The sequence below is a fragment of the Arthrobacter woluwensis genome (assembly GCF_900105345.1).
GTDB classification, from domain to species: domain Bacteria; phylum Actinomycetota; class Actinomycetes; order Actinomycetales; family Micrococcaceae; genus Arthrobacter_E; species Arthrobacter_E woluwensis.
Map to the genome: position 1 here is coordinate 2570968 of NZ_FNSN01000003.1, position 18498 is coordinate 2589465.

Consider the following 18498-nt stretch of genomic DNA (forward strand, 5'->3'; position numbering starts at 1 on the left):
CTGAAATAACCGGGGCCGCTCCCCCTCACAACCCACCAACGACCACCGCCACAGCCTCGCGGTACCGCGCCCGCGCGCCGTCGTCGAGGAAGACGCTCTGCACCATGTAGCCCTGCACCATGCCGAGCACGGCGGGCGCCACGCGACGGCCCTCGGCCTGGGCCTCACGCTCCCCCAGACCTCGTGACTGGCGGAACCAGGCGGCGAAGTAGTCGGCGAAGTGACCGCCGATCTCGCCGATGAGCTTCTCCGCCGTCTCGGCCAGCGCTGGTGAGTGGATCGCCTCGCCCCAGACCTGCACGGCAACACCAGGGAAGAAGCCGTCGTCGGGCATCTGTTCGAGGAACGCCGGAATGACCTCCGCCGGCGCGGGCACCTGGTCGCGCCCCAGGTACTCCTCCAGCATGGCGACCCGCTCGCCGAGCACCTTTCGTCCGACGTCGATCGTCAGCTGCTCCTTGCTGCGGTAATACACGTACATGGCGCCGGCGGACAGCCCCGCCTCCGCGATGATGTCCGACATCGACGTCGACGCGAACCCCTTCCGTGCCACGCACGTCAGCGCGGCCTCCAAAATCCGCTGCCGCTGCTTCTCACGGTGCTCGTCGCTGACCTTCGGCATGCCCACTCCTCCATCGATCGACCGAAAACGAATGATCGTTCTTGACAGTCTAGCCTCCGCGAGGACAATAGAGAACGAATATTCTTTTTGTTGAAGGAAGTCACCATGAGCACTCCCCAGTCCACGCCCGCCCACCGGGACACCAGCCCAGCCACCCACGCCCCGCACACCCCCTGGCCGCACGCCCTCCGCGCGGCGGCCCTCGCTGCCGTCGCAGTCTGCGTCATCCTCCTCGCCTTCGCCTGGCCCAGCGTCACGGCGAAGGCGCAGCACCTGCCGATCGCGGTCGTCGGGAGCGCCGAGCAGGTCCAGCAGCTGACCGCGAAAGCGCCGGAGGGCATGCTCGACATCCGCACCGCCACCAGCCGCGACGACGCCCTGGCGCAGATCAAGAAGCGCGACGTCTACGGCGCCGTCGTACTGCCCGCCACCGCCGGAGCCGGTGCGCCCGAGATCCTGGTCGCGAGTGCGGCAAGCCCCGTCGCGAGCTCCGCGCTGACGCAGCTCGGCGCGGGAATCCAACGCCAGATCGACCAGCAGGCGATCACTGGACTCATCTCCGCGGTCCAGCAGCTCCAGGCGGGCCTCGCTGCCGCCGCCCAGGGCAAGTCCACGCCGCCCGCCGCCGGAACGACGACGCCGGCCCCGCAACAGCACGCGACCGTCCCCACCGTGGTGGTCACCGACGTCGTGCCGCTGTCGGCCGACGACTCCCGCGGCACCGGCCTGGCCGTCGCAGGTCTGCCGCTCGCGATGGGCGGCATGGTCGGCGGCATCCTGATCTCACTCCTGGTGTCCGGCGCATGGCGTCGCCTCGCGGCAGTCGTGAGCTACGGAGTCCTGGGCGGCCTCGGCCTCGCCGGCATTCTGCAGGGCTGGTTCCACACCCTCCAGGGTGAATACTGGGCCAACGCCGCGGCGATCGGGCTCGGCGTCGCGGCGACGGCGGCAATCATCACCGGCGTGTCGGCTCTGATCGGGCGCGCGGGCATCGCCGTGGGGGCGGTGCTCACGATGTTCATCGGCAACCCCCTGTCCTCGCTGACCCAGCCCAAGGAATTCTTGCCGGCGCCATGGGGCGACATCGGCCAGTGGTTCGTGCCCGGCGCCTCCGGCACGCTCCTCCGCGACCTCTCCTACTTCCCCGACGCGGCGACCGCTTTCCCCTGGCTCGTTCTGGCCGGGTGGGCGGTTCTTGGAGTGCTCCTGATCGCGACCGGTCACTTCCGCGATCAGTCAGCGGTGGCGGAGATCTGATCGATCCTGCTGGGCGGGCGACGCGCCGCCCACCCAGCACTGTGGATAACTTCTGTCATTTGTTGGTCATTTGCCGTAGAGTGGCGTCTGTCTCTGCTGCCGGCCAACTGGGGGTCATCCATGAAGCGCGCCGTGTCCTGGTGTGTGCTCGTCCTGCTGTCGTGCGTGGGCTTGGTCGCCTGCGGCACCGGTCCCGCTGGACCAAGCCCTTCTCCCCCATCCACGACGCCGGCCTCAGCCACTGCGTCACCGTCGCCGTCCGCTGTAGCCAAGCCCGTCTACAAGCCGGCGACCGCGACCAGCAAGGCTCTGAATGTCCCCGTGCCCGTGATGCCGGAGGCTGCGAAGAAGGAGACGGCCGAAGGGGCGAAGGCGTTCGTGGGGTACTGGGTCGCGATGCTGTCGTATGCGTACGAGACAGGGGACGTGACGACGCTCGACACCTTGGGCGCACCGGAGTGCCGACTTTGCCATTCGCAGCCGACGAACATCAAAGCGCAGTGGAGCAACGCGGCGTGGACTGAAGGCGGGAAACTAAGAGTTCCGGATTTCGAGATTAAGGCCACGCCATACCCCAGCCGGGTGACGTTGGTGGCACAGATCGATCAAGATGCCATCAAGGTGCACAACAAGAACGGCAAGATCACGGCAAGTCGTCCAAGTGAGGTCATGGCCTTGGCATTCGTCCTGGACTACTCCAAGCGGGGATGGCTGATAACTGATGCGAAGTTCTGGGCGCCCTGATGACCAACAGATTCGGAATGCCCTTTCTAGGTGCAATATTCCTCTGCATTGCGATCTGGTGCCCGTCAGTAGCTGCACTTGCCGCTGAGCCCCCGCCGCCACTAGTGAACCTTCACGATGAAAAGGCCAATGCAACATCCACGAGCGGCACTGACTCGAAAACGGGCGACCTTGCCTCCGTCCACACCTCACCCGATGCCCCCAAGTACCAGTGGCTCCTCACGCTCCCCTGCCAGATCGACAAGTCCGGCAGCCAGGACACCAAGTGCCTCGGATCGAACCGCAATGCCCAGAAGTGCCCGGCCGGTGCCGACCACAAAGAGGCCGGGTATTTGGCGCAGTACCGCTATGCGCCGATCGGGCTGTCGGATCCGGAGTGGTCGCAGTGGACCAACGACGGTTCGCCGACCTGCGTCTACAACCCCCGGGAGGCTCAGGCGCTGCTCAACATTCCGGGCTTGATGGCTCGGGAATTCCAGTCGCGCAAGATCACCGCGGCCGAGTTCGGAGTCCAGCCACAGCCGCACACCTTGATCGGCTTCAACACCAACTTCTACTCACACCCGACGAAGCAGACGTTCCCATTGACCCTCCTGGGTCAGAGCATCACCCTGACGGTCTACCCTGTCTCCTCAACGTACGACTATGGCGACGGGACCACGCTCGGCCCGACTGAACTCGAAGGGTCGTCCCTGCCCAACGCGCAATGGGGCACCGAGACCAGGACGTCCCACGCGTACCAGCGCACCGGCGAGTTCGTCGCCAGCGTGACCACCCGGTTCCACGGGACGTACAGCATCAACGGTGATCCTACCATGCCGATCCCTGGCGAAGCCACGGTCACGTCGCCAGGAGTGCGGCTGTCCGTCTGGCGTTCCAAGGTCGACTGGTACGCCGACGACTGCAACCAGAACCCCCACGGTGCGGGCTGCTGAGCCACCATCGGGACGGAGTTGGCCGAAGCGGGTCGGCGTGACCCGGCCCCACAGAACCGCGCCCTTCCTGGCATTCCGCTCCCCCATTGAGGCGCACCCCATCAAGAACGGCGCAACACACCAGGAAGAGCGCCACCCACCAGGAACGGCGCACTACACCAGGATGAGCGCAGGCCACCAAAAAGGGCGTAGTCCGTAAGGAAGAGCGCAGGGCCCACGGGGTAGCACGGGAAGTCGGTGCCCGAATGTCGTTTCGGTGCGGCAATAACCACACCGAGAAGAAACTCGGGCACCAATGCGGCCCGGAAAAGATCACCCCCCAGCAAACGCCAACGGCGGGCCTCCCCCTCAGGGAGACCCGCCGTCGTCGTCGTACGTCAAGCGTCGTCACTCAGCCGCCGGTCGCCGGCCGCCGCGCACCAGCACGCCCGTCAGCGCCCGACCACCACGACAACCTACCGGTTGCGCCCGCGCTTCTCGCGGACTCGCATCGAGACCTCGATCGGGGTGCCCCGGAAGTCGAAGGTCTCGCGCAGACGGCGCGTGATGAAGCGGCGGTATCCGGGATCGAGGAACCCGGTGGTGAACAGCACGAACTTCGGCGGGCGGCTGCTGGCCTGCGTCGCGAAGAGGATGCGCGGCTGCTTGCCACCACGCACCGGGTGCGGGTGGGCGGCCACGAGCTCGCCGAGGAACGCGTTCAGCTTGCCGGTCGGGATGCGGCGATCCCAGTTGTCGAGGGCCAGCTCGAGCGCGGGCACGAGCTTGTCCTTGTGCCAGCCGGTCTTCGCGGAGATGTTGACGCGCGGCGCCCACTCGACGTGCGCCAGGTCCTGGTCGATCTCGCGCTCCAGGTACCGGCGGCGGTCCTCGTCCAGCAGGTCCCACTTGTTGAAGGCCAGCACCATGGCGCGGCCGGACTCGATCGCCAGCTGCAGGATGCGGACATCCTGCTCGCTCAGGACCTCGTCCACGGCGAGCAGCACCACGGCCACCTCGGCCTTCTCCAGCGCCGCCTGCGTGCGGAGCGAGGCGTAGTAATCCGAGCCATGCGCCATGTGCTGGCGACGGCGGATACCAGCGGTGTCCACGAACTTCCAGGTCTCGCCGCCCAGCTCGATGTACTCATCGACCGGGTCGCGCGTCGTGCCGGCGAGGTTGTCGACCACCACACGCTCGGAGCCCGCCAGCTTGTTCAGCAGGGAGGACTTGCCGACGTTCGGGCGGCCGATCAGCGCGACGCGGCGCGGGCCACCCGTGCGCTCGACCGAATCCACGGCGGAGAACTCCGGCAGAATCTTCATGGCGTGATCCAGCAGATCGGCCACACCGCGGCCGTGCAGACCGGACACCGGGTAGGGCTCGCCGAAACCGAGGCCCCACAGTACGGCGGCCTCGGCCTCCTGCACGAAATCGTCCACCTTGTTGGCCACCAGGATGACCGGCTTCTTGGCCTTGCGCAGCATCTTCATGACCAGCTCGTCCGTCGCGGTCGCGCCCACGGTGGAGTCCACCACGAACAGCACGGCATCGGAGAACTCCACGGCCACCTCGGCCTGCGCGGCCACGGAGGCGTGGATGCCCTTGGCGTCGTGCTCCCAGCCACCGGTGTCGACGACCGTGAACCGCTTGCCGTTCCACTCCGCCGGGTACATGACGCGGTCGCGGGTCACGCCCGGGACGTCCTCCACCACGGCTTCGCGGCGGCCCAGGATGCGGTTGACCAGCGTCGACTTGCCGACGTTCGGGCGCCCGATGATCGCCAGGACGGGAGCGGGCTTGCGCTCCACCTGCTCGAAGTCCTCACCAAGGTGCTCCGCCAGAAGGGCGGCGTCCTCCTCGTCAAGCTCATAATCGTCCAGGCCGGCCCGCAGGCTCGCGGCCCGGGCCTCCAGCTCGGTCTCGTCCATGGCGGCGAACGTCTCATCGACATTGTCCGGACCAGCGGGGACGTACTCCTCTTCCTGGCCGTTCAGCTTCTCGCTCATGTTCTCCCTTTACACCTTCTCCAGCCGGGTCCCGGCCGGTTCCACGCTGCCATCCGGCAGCTGAAGTCCACTTCTCCGCACGACGCGTGACACTTCGTTCACCAGCGCCTGCCTGATCTCCTCGGCCGCTCTGTCCATTGAAGCACGGCCGCTTTCCCCCGCCTGGCGGCTCAGCCGCAGCGGTTCCCCGAAGCCCACGGCGAATCGCCGACCGGGCCGGGGCACATGATCCAGATGTTCACCTTCGCGCCGGGTCCCGGTGATGCCCACCGGCACGACGACGGCGTCCGTATGCAGCGCGAGCCACGCCACCCCGTTGCTGAGGCTCGCCGCCGTCCCGCTCCCCCGGGTGCCTTCCGGCAAGATGCCGACATTCCGGCCCGCATCGAGCAGGGACTTCGCCGTGTTCAGCGCCTGGCGGCCGTGCGAACGGTCCACCGGGATCTGGCCCGAGCCCCGCAGCACACCGCCCAGAAAGCCCGTGAACATCTCCTGCTTGACCAGGATGTGCATCGGCACCGGGCTGGCGCCGAACATCACGGGTCCGTCCAGATAGCTCAGGTGGTTCCCGGCGAACAGCACCGGAACGTCCCGCGGGACGTTCTCGCGGCCGTACACCGTCGTTCGGTACGCCACATGATCCAGGAACCAGCCGACCGGCCGTGCCCACCACATGGTGGCACGGTGCGGGACCGGACTCGACCCGGAACCCGAGCCGGCCGCACCCGAGCCGATCACCGTGGCGCGAGCGGCACCCACGGGGGCCGCGCCGTCGTCAGTCACGCTGTTCAGCGGGCGTCGAGCCCAGCATGCCGTGTTCCAGCACGCGGTGCACGATGTCCAGCACCGCGTCCACCGTCTGCTTGAAGTCCAGATCGCTCGAGTCCAGGGTGACCACGCCGTCCGCGGCCCGGGTGAAGTTCACCACGGTCGAGTCCTTCGCGTCACGGGCCAGTACCTGCTGAGCCAGGTGTTCCTTGCTCTGCGTCCCCCCGAGCTGCACGCCTCGGCGGCGCAGACGCGCCTCCTCGCTGGCGGTCAGCAGGAGCCGGACCTCGGCGCGGGGGGCCACCACCGTGGTGATGTCCCGCCCTTCCACGACCATGCGGTTGCGATGCTGTTCCATGAGCTCGCGCTGACGGCGGATCAGCTCGGTCCGGGCGCCCAGGGTGGTCGCCACGGCACTCACGTGCTCCGAGATGCGCGGTTCACGGATCGCCTGGGTGACGTCCACGCCGCCCACCCGCACGTACTCTTCGTCCGGGCTGGTGCTGATCTGCAGCGCGAGCGCCTCGGCAGCATTCTCCACCGCCGCGGCACTGGCCAGGTCGACACCGGCATCAAGGCAGTGCCAGGTCAGCGCACGGTACATCGCCCCGGTGTCCAGGTACGCGAGACGCAGCGCACGCGCCGCCGCCTTGCTCACGCTGGACTTGCCGGAACCGCTGGGTCCGTCGATGGCCACCAGCAGCGACCTGCCCGGACGGATCACCACGTGGGTGTCGCCGGCGCGGGAAGCCGCAGCACTGGACGCGGCGGCGGCAGCCACCGTGCCCGGGTTCGGGGTTCCCTCGGTCATTGCAACACCTTCCAGCCGCGTTTGCTCAGTTCTTCCACCAGGGCGTCGTGCCTGCTTGGCAGCACCGACAGTTCCACCATGCCCACATTCTGCCCGGACGAGTGGTCGAGACGCATGTCCTCAAGGTTCACGCCGATCTCACCGATCTCCGTGAGCAGATGGGCGATCTGACCCGGACGGTCATCCACGAGCACCGTGAGCCACGCATAGCTGCGGGCCTGGCCGCCGTGCTTGCCCGGAATTCGGGCCTGACCGGCGTTGCCCTCGCTCATGAGCTGGGCGAGGTCCAGGCGAGCGCCCGGGGCCTCGGGATCCTCCAGGGTGTTGATGAGCCGGTTCAGGTCATCGCGCACACCGTGCAGGATCTCGACCATGGGCCCCGCGTTGGCGCCCAGGATCTGCACCCAGAGCTTCGGGTCGCTCGCCGCGATGCGGGTCGTGTCCCGCAGCCCGTTGCCCGCCAGGGACAGCGAATGCTCGCCGACCTCCTGGAGGCGGCTGGCCAGCAGCGACGACATGACCTGCGGCAGGTGCGACACCAGCGCCACGGCCTCGTCGTGTTCCACCGGGGTGAACTCGTAGACGATCGCCCCGAGGTCCAGGGCGAGGGTCCGTGCCGTCTCCTGCGCGGCAGGGGACGCCTCCGGCCCGGGGCACAGCACCCACGGCATCGAGGTGAAGAGCTCGCCACGCGCCGCGACCGGCCCGGACTTCTCCCGGCCTGCCATGGGGTGCGTGCCGACGTACCGGCTCAGGTCGAGAGCGGACCTGGCCGCGGACTCGGTGAGCGCGGCCAGGATCCCGGCCTTCACGCTCGCGATGTCCACCACCACGGCGTTCGGGTAGGTGGTCAGCGCGCTCTCCACGACGACGGCGGTCACATCCGGAGGCGACGCGACGACGACCAGGCGGACCGCGCCGTCGTCGTGCCCCCGCTCAGCGAGAGCGGACAGCGGGAGCCCCGCACCGATGTCGACGGCCACGGCCTGGTTGGTGGGCGACGGATCCGAGAGGTACACCTCCACGTCCCGCCCCCGCAGCCCCAGGCCGATGCTCGCGCCGAGCAGGCCGGTGCCCAGGATGACGACGGGGCCGGTCAGCTGACCGGGCCCGTGCATGCCGAAGGCGGACATGCCTTACAGCCCCACCGCGGCCATCAGGTGGCCGAGCTCCTGCTTGCCGAGGCGGCGGATGCTGCCCTGCTTCTGATCGCCCAGGCCGATGGGACCGACCTTGAGGCGCACCAGGCGCAGGACGGGGAAGCCGACGGCGTCGAACAGGCGGCGCACGATGCGGTTCTTGCCCGAGTGCAGGACGACCTCGATCAGCACCTTGCCGGGGGTGGAGTCCACCAGGCGGAAGGAGTCGACGCGAGTCACGCCGTCCTCGAGCTCGATGCCTTCGAGCATCTGCTTGCCGATGCCGTGCGGGAACGGGCCGCGCACCTGGACCAGGTAGGTCTTCGGCACCTCGTAGGACGGGTGAGTCAGGCGGTTGGCCAGCTCGCCGTCGTTGGTCAGGAGCAGGAGACCCTCGGTCTCGGCGTCCAGACGTCCGACGTGGAAGAGGCGCTCGCCCCGGAGAAGGCTCGGCTTGATGTAGTCGCTGATGCAACGGCGGCCTTCGGGGTCGGTCATCGTGGAGACGACGCCCTTGGGCTTGTTGAACGCGTAGTAGACCATGGACTCGTTGAGCTGCAGGCGGATGCCGTCCACGTGGATGACGACCGTCTCCGGGTCCACGCGAAGGCCCAGCTCGGTGACGATCTGCTCGTCGACCTCGACCCGGCCTTCCAGGATCATCTCTTCACAGATGCGACGGCTGGCCACACCGGCCTGCGCCATGAGCTTCTGCAGGCGCACGCCTTCGGTGCTGTGCAGCTCGTGGTCCGGGACGTCGCGACGCGGCGCGCGCCGCGGGGACTTCACCGGGCCCTTGTACTCGCCGAAGCGCTCGGAGCCGAAGGCAGCGCTCGACGCCGGGCGGCCGGGTGCGGCGGCAGGCTTGCGGCCCGCGCCCTTCCGGGTGCCGCCGACGGTTCCGGCGCCACCGCGGCCGGTGCCCGCCTTGGGCTTGCCGTTCTTGTTGAAGCCCGGCTTGTTGGAATTGGGGCGGTTCGGCTTGCGAGCGCCGTCCTTGGTGAACGCGTCGCGGTCCTGGCCGAAGCGGTCACCGCCGGAGCGGAAGTCACCGGAACGGCCATCGCGTGAATCGCGGCTCGGGCGGGCGTCGCGGCCCTGCCACTCGCCACGGCCCTGCCCGCGACGGTCGTCGCGGCCGAAACCGCCGGAGGAGGAGCGACCCGCTCCCTGACCACGGCCGCCGCTGGAGCTGCCGCCCTGGCCGTAGCCGCCCGAGCGGCGTGCGCCGCCGTCGTCGTTGCGGCCGCCCTGCTGGGCGTCCCGTCCGTACTTGCTGAAGCCCGAAGAGGCTTGGCGGCGGCTGCCGCCCTGGTTGCGGGCGTCCCCGCCTCGGTGTGAACCCTGTCGTCCCGACTGTGTCATTACCTGGCCTTAAATTGTGGTGTTTCGTGGTGCTGCACTCGACCCGTTCGTCACAGTGGACGCGTCCCAGGGAGCGCCTGGCAGCCTCATGGCATGCCGAAAAGGAGGCCGAAGCCCTGTATCAGTCTACCGGACCTACCCGAAACAGTGAGTTTCCGCTGAAACAGTGTGTTGTGCTCACTGTTTCAGCGGAAACTCACTGTTTCGGCGGACCACGCCCGGCATCGCAGCTCAATCAACCTGCGTCCGGGCCTTCGCCCAGGCCGCATGGATCCGCCGCTTCACGCCGACCGGATCTTCGAGGTCCTTCCAGTCCAGTCGGACGAAGATCCACCCCATCTCCATGAGCCGACGCTCTCGGACTCGTTCACCGAAAACCGCCTCAGCCGTCGGGACGCTCCCGAAGTACTTCACCCGGCCATCGAACTCCAATGCCACTTTCAAGTCCGGCCAGGCGAAGTCCAGGCGCCTGAGACCGCGATCCGTCATGACGGGGAACTGTGAGACCGGCATCGAGATGTTCTCCGACCACAAGAGGAACCTCGTCCGGCTCTCCCCCAAGGACTCGCTCCGTGAATCACCCAAGTCCAAGGCCTGGCGCAGGCTCACCACACCCCGGTGTCCGGTCATCCGCTTGACATATCCCTCCAGCACCGCACGATCCGCGCCGAGGCGCAAGGCCTGGTCCATGACGACGACGCAGGCCTCAAGATCCAGGATGCGGCAACAGTCGACGACGGTGCGCTCCAACGAAGTGGCTTCGCCGGCCCCGAAGGAACAGGTTTCGTCGGCGAGCACCGAAAGATGATGGGTCACAGTCGATGGACCAAGCCGGAGCGTCGATGTCCTCGTCCGGCAGGTGACGTGGACATGCTCGTCCGCATGCCACAGCTGACAACCGTGCATGCGGGCGGCGGACGTGTGGCTGTACACGAAGGCCCGGCCCCGACGTCGCGCATGGACTTTCTGATGAGCCCGCAGCCGTAGCTCGGCGCGATCCGATAGTGGAAGTCCTACAGCGTGATCCCGCCGGGCATAAGCGCCCCTCTGGATGAGGACGAAGAATCCGGATTCCACGAGACGACGCCGTTGGGCATGCCGGATACCCAACAGGTCAAGTTCGGCGGATGTCCAGAGGACTTCGTCGGGATCGAGCCGAAGATGAGGTGACGTCATATCGACCACGGTGCCCCGAGCGCCAGGCTAGGTGGTCCACCGGTGTCCGTATGTGGATGGCCTGACCGCGGGACGGTGTGGTCAGGCACCGCCGAGACAGTGAGTTTCCGCTGAAACAGTGAGCACAACACACTGTTTCAGCGGAAACTCACTGTTTCGGCGGGTGGGGCCGGGAGGGTCGGCTACCAGGCCGGTCACCGAGAGCGACGTGCCCCTACACCCCCGGGTAGAACGCCGTCGACTCGTCCAGGCCCGGGAGGTACGGCGAGATGGCCGGGAGCTCGGACAGGTCCTTCACCCCGAGTCTCTCGAGGAAGTACGCCGTCGTGCGGTACTGGATGGCTCCGGACTCCGGATCGGTGCCGCAGTCCTCCACGAGGCCGCGCTGGACCAGGGTCTTCATCACCGAGTCGACGTTGACGCCACGGATCGCGGACACCCGTGCCCGCGACACCGGTTGCCGGTACGCCACGACGGCCAGGGTTTCGAGCGCGGCCTGCGTCAGCCGTGCCGTCTGGCCGTCCATCACGAAGCGCTGCACGGCCTCGGCATGAACGGGGCGGGAGTAGATGCGCCAGCCACCGGCGAGATTCCGCAGTTCGAAGCCGCGCACACGGGCTCCGGGCGCCGCGCCGTCGTACTCGGCCCGGAGCGCTTGAAGGCCCGACTCCACCTCGTCCTCGGGGATCTCCAGGGCGGAGGCGAGCTGCACCGCGCTCACGGGCTCGTCCACCACCATGAGGACCGCCTCCAGCGCGGACAGCAGTCCGTCGTCATCGCTCATCGTGAGCACCTTCCTCGGCGGTCGGAGTTCCCGCCGGTTCGTCGAAATCGGAGCCGCCGGAGAGCAGCGGAGCGCCGTCCCCCTCGTGCTCATGCGCCGTCCACCGCACGGTCAGCTCCCCCAGGGCCTCGAGCTGTTCGAACGCCACGGCACGGTCCCGGAACAGCTCCAGCAGAGCCAGGAATCTCGCGATCACCACCTGGGCATTCAGCGCGTCCGCCACGAGCGACCGGAAGCTCAGCTGATGCTCCGCCTGCAGACGCAGGGCGAGGAGCTCGGCCTGCTCGCGGACGCTCACGGGCGCGCTGTGCAGGTGGTCGACGCCCACCTGAGGGATCGTCTCCTCCTTAGGCGCAAGGACCTTGGCGGCGAGCTGGGCGAAGTCGTCGGGGCCGTGCTTCCAGACGAGTTCCGGCAGGAGGGCGGCGAAATGCGGTTCGAGGCTGACGAGCCGCGGGAAGCGCAGCGCCTCCTGGCTGAGCTCCTCGCCCAGCTGCGTCGCGACCTCCTTGAACGCCTTGTACTGCAGCAAACGTGCGAAGAGCAGGTCGCGCGCCTCCAACGCGGCGAGGTCCTCTTCGGGGTCGAGCTCGCCGGCGGGCAGGAGCCGGGCGGCTTTGATGTCGAGCAGCGTGGCGGCGATGACCAGGAACTCGCTGGCCTCGTCCAGGGCCCAGTCCTCGCCCTGCGCCTGGAGCGCCCGGATGTACGCGATGAACTCGTCCGTGACGGTCGCGAAGGCCACCTCGGTGACGTCCATCTCGCGCTTGGAGATCAGGCTCAGGAGCAGGTCGAACGGGCCGGAGAAGTTCTCCAGACGGACCTGGAAACCCTGGGGCACGTCGGGCTCCGAGGGTGCGGGCGTCGGCTCGGCCTGCACCGCGCTGCCGGCGCCGGCCTCTTCGGTGACCACGACGACGGCGGCCCCGCCGCCGTTCTGCGCGGCAGGCGGGTGCGGGGCGTCGTCGTCGTGCATCGTTCCGCTCACCTGGTCAGCGGGCATGACGCTGCTTACGGAGCACCACCGCGCTCGATGAGTTCCTTGGCCAGCTGGCGGTACGCCTCGGCGCCCGGGTGGTTGCTGGCGTACTGCGTGATGGGTTCGGCGGCCACCGTGGCGTCCGCGAACTTGATGGTGCGCTTGATGACCGTTTCGAAGACCTTGTCCCCGAACGCCTCGACCAGGCGCGTGATGACCTCACGGCTGTGGAGGGTGCGGGCGTCGTACATGGTGGCGAGCACGCCGTCGACCTGCAGGCGCGGGTTGAGGCGGTCCTGCACCTTCTCGATGGTCTCCACGAGCAACGCCACGGCACGGAGCGCGAAGAACTCGCAGATCAGCGGGATGATCACGCCGTGCGCCGCGGTGAGCGCGTTGACCGTGAGAAGACCGAGGGACGGCTGGCAGTCGATGAGGACCACGTCGTAGTCGTCCTCGACCTTGCGCAGGGCGCTGGCGAGGACCTGCTCGCGGGCCACCTCGTTGACCAGCTGCACTTCGGCGGCCGAGAGGTCGATGTTGGCGGGGAGCAGGTCCACGCCCTCCACGCCGGTGGAGTGGATCGCGTCCCGGATGTCCACCTTGCGGTCCATCAGCACGTTGTAGACCGTCAGATCCAGCTCGTGCGGATTGGCGCCGAAACCGGCGGAGAGGGCGCCCTGCGGATCGAAGTCCACCAACAGGACACGGCGCCCGTATTCGGCGAGCGCCGCGGCCAGGTTGATGGTGGAGGTGGTCTTCCCCACGCCGCCCTTCTGGTTCACCATGGCGATGACGCGGGCGGGTCCGTGCGATTGCAGGGGCGCCGGGGTGGGGAACTCCCGCCAGGGACGGCCGGTGGGGCCGAGCCTGACATCTTCCTCGGTGGTACCCAGCGCGGTCGTACCCTGTTCGCTGCTCACGTGATGATCCACTCTTCCTGCATCGCGATGACTCTTGCCTGACCTCCACCCTAGCGGCTACGACACGCTGGCTGGGGATGTTGACAAAGTCGCCTCCGTGAGCCTTGACCCTCAAGTAGAGGGTCAAGGTTAGGCCGGGACCGGGGCTGCTCCCTGGCTCGTGGAGGAGCTGTCCGCGGCCGCCGGTCCGTGACTGTCCGCGAGCATCGAGGACTCGTCGAACGGCCGCTCCCCCGCGAGGACGGAGCGCACCTGAACGGTGTCGACCTCCTTGACCCACGTCCCGATCAGCACGGTGGCCACCGCGTTGCCGGTGAAGTTCGTCAGGGCACGCGCCTCCGACATGAACCGGTCGATGCCGACGATGATGCCCACGCCGCCCAGCAGCTCCGGACGGTGAGCCTGCAGGCCCGCGGCGAGGGTCGCCAGACCGGCGCCCGTGACGCCCGCGGCGCCCTTGGACGCGATGATCATGAAGACCAGGAGGGAGATCTGCTCGCCCAGGTTGAGCGGCATGTTCATCGCGTTGGCCACGAACAGGGAGGCCATGGTGAGGTAGATGGCCGTGCCGTCCAAGTTGAAGGAGTACCCGGTGGGAACGGTCACGCCGACCACCGGCTTCGACACACCCAGGTGCTCCATCTTGGCGATGAGTCGCGGCAGCGCCGCCTCCGAGGAGGACGTGGAGAAGATGAGCAGGTACTCGCGGCCCAGGTACTTCATGAGGCTGAAGATGTTGACACCGGACACCACCCGCAGGAGCGAGCCCAGCACCAGGACGATGAAGAGGATGCACGTCAGGTAGAACGCCACCATGAGCGTCAGCATGCTGACGATCGCCTTGACACCGGTCGCCCCGACGACGGCGGCGATGGCGCCGAACGCGCCCACCGGGGCGAGCCACATGATCATGACCAGGATGCGGAACACGAGCTTCTGGGCATGGCCGATCGCGTTGAGGATCGGGGTGCCCTGCGTGCCCATCTTCTGGACGGCGAAGCCCACCAGGATGGCGACCAGCAGGGTCGGGAGCACGGGGATGTCCCCCGGGATGATCCCGAGCAGGAAGTCCACGGTGCTGTCCGTGGCCGCCTTCTTGTTGGGGTCGTACGGGGTCAGCTTGAGACCTTCGCCCGGGTGGATGAGGTTGCCCACCACGAGGCCGATGGCCAGGGCGAACGTGGACATGATCACGAAGTACAGGAGGGCGAGGCCGCCCACCTTGCCCACCGTGGCCGCCTTGGCGATCGAGCCGATGCCGAGCACGATGGTGCAGAAGATGACCGGGGCGATCATCATCTTGATGAGCTTGATGAACCCGTCGCCCAGAGGCTTCAGGGACTTCCCCACCTCGGGGAAGAGGATGCCCACCACGGCTCCGAGCACCACCGCGACGATGACGGCGATGTACAGGTAGTGGGATGATTCAAGACGTTTGCCGCGCGCGGGCGCCGCCATTGGCGCCTGATGCTGCAAGGACATTCGTTGCTCCTTGGGAGTCGTTCGCGCGGCCTGACTGACCGCACCTCGTGGGACCATGGTGGCCGGGGGCGTGACGTGGGTCACTCTTGCGGTCATATTGGTCGCGGGGGCGGACCGGAACCAGGCACGACATCAGGCGACGGCGCCGACCGGCGCTCACCGGACACGGAGGAGACGAGAACCGTGAAGGACCTCATGGGACGCTGGAGCATCGCCCGCCGTCTCTTCGTGGCGAACCTGCTCCTCGTCCTGACGGCCGCTATCGCAGCGAGCGCCTTCGCCGCCGTCGACATCAGGACGCGCAGCTACGACGACGCCGGGCAGCGCACGCAGAGCGTCGCGGCCACCGTGGCGGCCAGCCCCTTCGTGGTGCAGGCCGCCGTGTCCCCCGAACCGTCCGCGACCCTCCAGCCCTACGCCGAGGCGGTCATGCGACGCGGCCACGTGGATTTCCTGACGATCATGAGCCCGGACACGACCCGCTGGACGCACGCCAACCCGGCCGAGATCGGCAAGAAGTATCTGGGCACCGTCGAACCGGCGCTGCGCGGTCAGGACTTCACCGAGACCTACACCGGCACCCTCGGCGCGTCCGTCCGGACGATCGTCCCGGTGAAGAACCCGTCCGGGAAAGTGGTCGCTCTCGTGTCCGCGGGCGTCACCGTGCAGAACGTCGACGCCGGCATCACCTGGCGGCTTCTGGCGATCCTCGGCCTGGCAGCCGCTCTCGTGACCGGCGGGGCTCTCGTGGCCTGGCTCCTCGGCCGGTATCTGCGCCGGGTCACGCACGGCTGGGGTGCGGAGCAGCTCGCCCAGCTCTTCGCCTATTACGAATCAGTGCTCCACTCGGTCCGCGAAGGCGTGGTCCTCGTGGACACCCGGGGCCGGGTGGTGATGTACAACGACCAGGCGGCGGAGCTCCTGGGTCTCGACTCCCCCGGTTCCGCCGGTTCCCCGGGCGCCGCGGCGAGCCGCGAAGCCGCACAGGACTCCGCGACCGGCCCCGGCTCCGGTTCCGGCACCGGCGCCGCCGTGCCGCCGACCGTCGCCGAGCTACCCCTCGAACCGAGTCTGCGGGACCTCTTCACCTCGGGACGCGAGGCGCGGGACGAAGTCCACCTCGCGGGCCCCCGCCTGCTGGTGGTCAACCAGCAGGCGGCCGTCGAACAGGATTCCGGCACGAGATCGCGGCCGCGGCGGCTCGGGACGGTCGCCACGCTGCGCGACCGGACCGAGATCGAATCCCTCGGCTCGGAGCTGGCCACCACCCGCACCCTGTCCGACGCGCTCCGCGCACAGACCCACGAACATGCCAATCGCCTGCACCTCATGGTGTCCCTCATGGAGCTGGGCCGCACGCCGGAGGCACTGGAACTCGCCACGCGCGACCTCGAACTGGGCCAGCGGCTCGCCGATGACCTGCTCGGTTCCGTGGACGAGCCAGTCCTGGCCGCGCTCGTCATGGGCAAGTCCGCAGAGGCCCACGAACGCGGCGTCCTCCTGGAACTGCACGGCGGCTCCACCCCAGCCGCTCTCGACATCCCGGTCCAGGATCTGGTGACCATCCTCGGCAATCTCCTGGACAACGCCATCGACGCCGCGGCCGCCGCCGAGGCGCCTCGCCTGGTGCGCCTGGGCATCACTGCGGACGAGGGATCCGTCACCTTCACCGTGCAGGACTCGGGCGCCGGGCTCGGCGAAGGACAGCTCGAGCGCGCGTTCGAGTTCGGGTACTCCACCAAGGAGAGCCGGCACGGCCGCGGGGTGGGGCTGGCGCTCGTACGGCAGACGGTGCGCAGACTGGATGGGACACTGGAGGTGGAGGCCGGCCACGCGCCGTCGTCCGTTTTCGCGCCACGGGAGCCGGGGGAACTGCCCGGGGCCCGCTTCGTCGTCACCCTGCCGCTGCACGGCGGATCGGCAGAAACCCCCGAAGGAGAGTCATGAAACCCATCCGCGTCCTCGTCGTCGAGGACGAGGCGATCGCCCGGGAGGCGCACGCCGCCTACCTGGACCGCCTGGAGGGCTTCGAGCACGCCGGAAGCGCCGCAGGGGGCCAGGAAGCGCTCAAGGCGCTGAGCCTCGCCCGCGAGCGCGGCGAGACCGTGGACCTGGTGCTCCTGGACATGAACCTGCCGGATCTGCACGGCCTCGACGTCGCGCGCCGGATGCGCAGCGCCGGCCTGCTCACGGACATCATCGCGATCACGGCGGTCCGGGAACTCGCCGTCGTCCGGGGCGCCATCGCGACCGGCGTCGTGCAGTACCTCATCAAGCCCTTCACCTACGCGACCTTCGCCGAGAAGCTTGAGAACTACCGCGCCTTCCGGCGCACCCTGGACTCGTCCGGAGCGGAGACGGAGGACGCCTCCCCCGCGCCGGTGGATCAGAGCGCCGTGGACCAGGCCTTCGCCACCCTGCGAGCACCGGTGGAGCTGCCGCTGCCGAAGGGCATCTCGACGACGACGCTCGCCGCCGTCCGCGAACTGGTCACCACCGCGCCGCACCCGCTGTCCGCCGCGGAGCTGGCGGAACAGGCGAACCTTTCGCGGGTGACCGCCCGCCGCTATCTCGAGCATCTGGTGGCGGCCGGGGTGCTGCGCAGCACCCCGCGCTACGGCACCCCCGGCCGGCCGGAGAACGAGTACCGCAGCGTGTGAGGCGACACGGCATCGGCGACACAGCTATCGATGGCACGGCTATCGATGACACAGCGCAGACACAGGAATGATGGAGAGCATGAGGGACGTGCAGAACTCACGTGACCAGAACGGCGGCAGCAGCCGGAGGACATTCCTCCTGCTCACCGTCGGCGGTCCCGTCGCGGCCCTGCTGGGCGCCTGCGGCACGAGCGCCCAGGCCGCCACCCATGCCACCCCCGCGCCACCTGGGCAGTCCAACCTCGTCATCATCGGCGACTCCCTGAGCACAGGATTCGGCACGTCCGCCGATCAGGCCTGGCCGACGCTCCTGAATCAGCGGCTCGCCTCAGCGAAGCCCAATCTGGTCCTGGTCAACGCGGCGCAGAACGGCAGCGGTTATGTCAGCCCGGGTGAGGACGGCGACACGTTCGGGGCTGAAGTGCAGCACTCCGTCAACGCCTGGACCCGAACGGTGCTGTTCTTCGGCTCTGACAACGACCTCGGCGAGGACGTCGGACAGGTGAAACAGGCCGCGTTGGCCGCGCTTCAGGATGTCAGGCTCCGTGCCCCTCACGCCCGCCGGATCGTGGTGGGGCCGCCCGCCTACTCTGCGGACCCGGACCAGGAGCTTCTGGCGATCCGCGACGCCCTCAAGGCCGCGGCCGACGCGTCGTCCGTCGAGTTCGTGGACCCGATCACCCATGACTGGATGGCCACGCAAGCGGAGGCGTTCCTCGGCCCGGACGGTGAACACCCCAGCCCCGAGGGGCATGTGCACCTCGCCGACCTCATGGGGACGGTGCTGGGGCTCCCCGCCGCCCCCTCGACGAGTCCCGCACCGGCGCCGGCCGCGGCGTCTCCCGCGTCGAGCGGCTGACCGACT

17 protein-coding genes are annotated in these 18498 nt (G+C 68.4%); 6 read left to right on the forward strand and 11 right to left on the reverse strand.

Going from position 1 to position 18498, the window contains the following annotated elements:
• Positions 1 to 25 precede the first annotated feature (25 nt).
• Complete coding sequence (locus BLV63_RS12370) at positions 26 to 622, reverse strand: TetR/AcrR family transcriptional regulator (RefSeq protein ID WP_066215676.1); 597 nt, start codon at positions 620 to 622, stop codon at positions 26 to 28.
• Positions 623 to 727: 105 nt separating this feature from the next.
• Here BLV63_RS12370 and BLV63_RS12375 point away from each other — a divergent pair, with 105 nt between their 5' ends.
• From BLV63_RS12375 to BLV63_RS12385, 3 genes are all read left to right on the forward strand, one after another.
• Positions 728 to 1879, forward strand: coding sequence for a hypothetical protein (locus BLV63_RS12375; protein WP_082724235.1), 1152 nt, complete (start codon positions 728 to 730; stop codon positions 1877 to 1879).
• 120 nt (positions 1880 to 1999) lie between these two features.
• The gene (locus tag BLV63_RS12380; protein ID WP_255218042.1) at positions 2000 to 2623 is read left to right on the forward strand and encodes a DUF6318 family protein; all 624 of its coding nucleotides are present in this window, start codon (positions 2000 to 2002) and stop codon (positions 2621 to 2623) included.
• 104 nt (positions 2624 to 2727) lie between these two features.
• Entirely contained in the window at positions 2728 to 3558 is an 831-nt protein-coding gene (locus BLV63_RS12385) for a hypothetical protein (protein ID WP_066215680.1), read from the forward strand.
• 455 nt (positions 3559 to 4013) lie between these two features.
• Here the strand turns inward: BLV63_RS12385 and der are convergent, their stop codons facing one another.
• The 10 genes from der to BLV63_RS12435 all read right to left on the reverse strand — a co-directional run bounded on the left by der (position 4014) and on the right by BLV63_RS12435 (position 14973).
• Positions 4014 to 5546, reverse strand: coding sequence for a ribosome biogenesis GTPase Der (der, locus tag BLV63_RS12390; protein ID WP_066215683.1), 1533 nt, complete (start codon positions 5544 to 5546; stop codon positions 4014 to 4016).
• Between the two features lie 9 nt (positions 5547 to 5555).
• A complete protein-coding gene (locus BLV63_RS12395; RefSeq protein WP_066215769.1) occupies positions 5556 to 6221 on the reverse strand; it encodes a lysophospholipid acyltransferase family protein in 666 nt (221 codons plus the stop codon).
• 100 nt (positions 6222 to 6321) lie between these two features.
• Positions 6322 to 7125, reverse strand: a complete 804-nt coding sequence (cmk, locus tag BLV63_RS12400) for a (d)CMP kinase (protein ID WP_082724236.1) — start codon at positions 7123 to 7125, stop codon at positions 6322 to 6324.
• The gene (locus BLV63_RS12405; protein ID WP_066215685.1) at positions 7122 to 8258 is read right to left on the reverse strand and encodes a prephenate dehydrogenase; all 1137 of its coding nucleotides are present in this window, start codon (positions 8256 to 8258) and stop codon (positions 7122 to 7124) included. The genes cmk and BLV63_RS12405 overlap by 4 nt, the downstream gene beginning before the upstream one ends.
• Before the next feature lie 3 nt (positions 8259 to 8261).
• A complete protein-coding gene (locus tag BLV63_RS12410) occupies positions 8262 to 9629 on the reverse strand; it encodes a pseudouridine synthase (protein WP_066215687.1) in 1368 nt (455 codons plus the stop codon).
• Between the two features lie 231 nt (positions 9630 to 9860).
• Positions 9861 to 10427 (reverse strand): putative endonuclease domain-containing protein, encoded by a 567-nt coding sequence (locus tag BLV63_RS18130; RefSeq protein WP_139244690.1) that lies wholly within the window; start codon positions 10425 to 10427, stop codon positions 9861 to 9863.
• Positions 10428 to 11019: 592 nt separating this feature from the next.
• Positions 11020 to 11589 carry an SMC-Scp complex subunit ScpB gene (gene scpB, locus BLV63_RS12420; protein ID WP_066215690.1) on the reverse strand — a complete coding sequence of 190 codons (570 nt, stop codon included), beginning with the start codon at positions 11587 to 11589 and terminating at the stop codon, positions 11020 to 11022.
• On the reverse strand, positions 11579 to 12592 hold the full coding sequence (locus tag BLV63_RS12425) for a segregation and condensation protein A (protein ID WP_254780556.1): 1014 nt from the start codon (positions 12590 to 12592) through the stop codon (positions 11579 to 11581). The genes scpB and BLV63_RS12425 overlap by 11 nt, the downstream gene beginning before the upstream one ends.
• An 8-nt stretch (positions 12593 to 12600) precedes the next feature.
• A complete protein-coding gene (locus tag BLV63_RS12430; RefSeq protein ID WP_066215773.1) occupies positions 12601 to 13491 on the reverse strand; it encodes a ParA family protein in 891 nt (296 codons plus the stop codon).
• A 129-nt stretch (positions 13492 to 13620) separates the two neighbouring features.
• The gene (locus tag BLV63_RS12435; RefSeq protein WP_066215692.1) at positions 13621 to 14973 is read right to left on the reverse strand and encodes a cation:dicarboxylate symporter family transporter; all 1353 of its coding nucleotides are present in this window, start codon (positions 14971 to 14973) and stop codon (positions 13621 to 13623) included.
• Between the two features lie 195 nt (positions 14974 to 15168).
• Here BLV63_RS12435 and BLV63_RS12440 point away from each other — a divergent pair, with 195 nt between their 5' ends.
• The 3 genes from BLV63_RS12440 to BLV63_RS12450 all read left to right on the forward strand — a co-directional run bounded on the left by BLV63_RS12440 (position 15169) and on the right by BLV63_RS12450 (position 18492).
• Positions 15169 to 16920 (forward strand): sensor histidine kinase, encoded by a 1752-nt coding sequence (locus BLV63_RS12440; protein WP_066215775.1) that lies wholly within the window; start codon positions 15169 to 15171, stop codon positions 16918 to 16920.
• Positions 16917 to 17633, forward strand: a complete 717-nt coding sequence (locus BLV63_RS12445) for a response regulator (protein ID WP_066215694.1) — start codon at positions 16917 to 16919, stop codon at positions 17631 to 17633. The genes BLV63_RS12440 and BLV63_RS12445 overlap by 4 nt, the downstream gene beginning before the upstream one ends.
• A gap of 88 nt (positions 17634 to 17721) precedes the next feature.
• Entirely contained in the window at positions 17722 to 18492 is a 771-nt protein-coding gene (locus BLV63_RS12450) for an SGNH/GDSL hydrolase family protein (RefSeq protein WP_169795529.1), read from the forward strand.
• Positions 18493 to 18498 lie beyond the last annotated feature (6 nt).

Bases quoted from the DNA above. Each gene is read 5' to 3' on its own strand.
- BLV63_RS12370 (WP_066215676.1), bottom strand. From the start codon at position 622: ATGCCGAAGGTCAGCGACGAGCACCGTGAGAAGCAGCGGCAGCGGATT.
- BLV63_RS12375 (WP_082724235.1), top strand. From the start codon at position 728: ATGAGCACTCCCCAGTCCACGCCCGCCCACCGGGACACCAGCCCAGCC.
- BLV63_RS12380 (WP_255218042.1), top strand. From the start codon at position 2,000: ATGAAGCGCGCCGTGTCCTGGTGTGTGCTCGTCCTGCTGTCGTGCGTG.
- der (WP_066215683.1), bottom strand. From the start codon at position 5,546: ATGAGCGAGAAGCTGAACGGCCAGGAAGAGGAGTACGTCCCCGCTGGT.
- BLV63_RS12395 (WP_066215769.1), bottom strand. From the start codon at position 6,221: ATGTGGTGGGCACGGCCGGTCGGCTGGTTCCTGGATCATGTGGCGTAC.
- cmk (WP_082724236.1), bottom strand. From the start codon at position 7,125: ATGACCGAGGGAACCCCGAACCCGGGCACGGTGGCTGCCGCCGCCGCG.
- BLV63_RS12405 (WP_066215685.1), bottom strand. From the start codon at position 8,258: ATGTCCGCCTTCGGCATGCACGGGCCCGGTCAGCTGACCGGCCCCGTC.
- BLV63_RS12410 (WP_066215687.1), bottom strand. From the start codon at position 9,629: ATGACACAGTCGGGACGACAGGGTTCACACCGAGGCGGGGACGCCCGC.
- scpB (WP_066215690.1), bottom strand. From the start codon at position 11,589: ATGAGCGATGACGACGGACTGCTGTCCGCGCTGGAGGCGGTCCTCATG.
- BLV63_RS12425 (WP_254780556.1), bottom strand. From the start codon at position 12,592: ATGCCCGCTGACCAGGTGAGCGGAACGATGCACGACGACGACGCCCCG.
- BLV63_RS12435 (WP_066215692.1), bottom strand. From the start codon at position 14,973: ATGTCCTTGCAGCATCAGGCGCCAATGGCGGCGCCCGCGCGCGGCAAA.
- BLV63_RS12440 (WP_066215775.1), top strand. From the start codon at position 15,169: ATGGGACGCTGGAGCATCGCCCGCCGTCTCTTCGTGGCGAACCTGCTC.
- BLV63_RS12445 (WP_066215694.1), top strand. From the start codon at position 16,917: ATGAAACCCATCCGCGTCCTCGTCGTCGAGGACGAGGCGATCGCCCGG.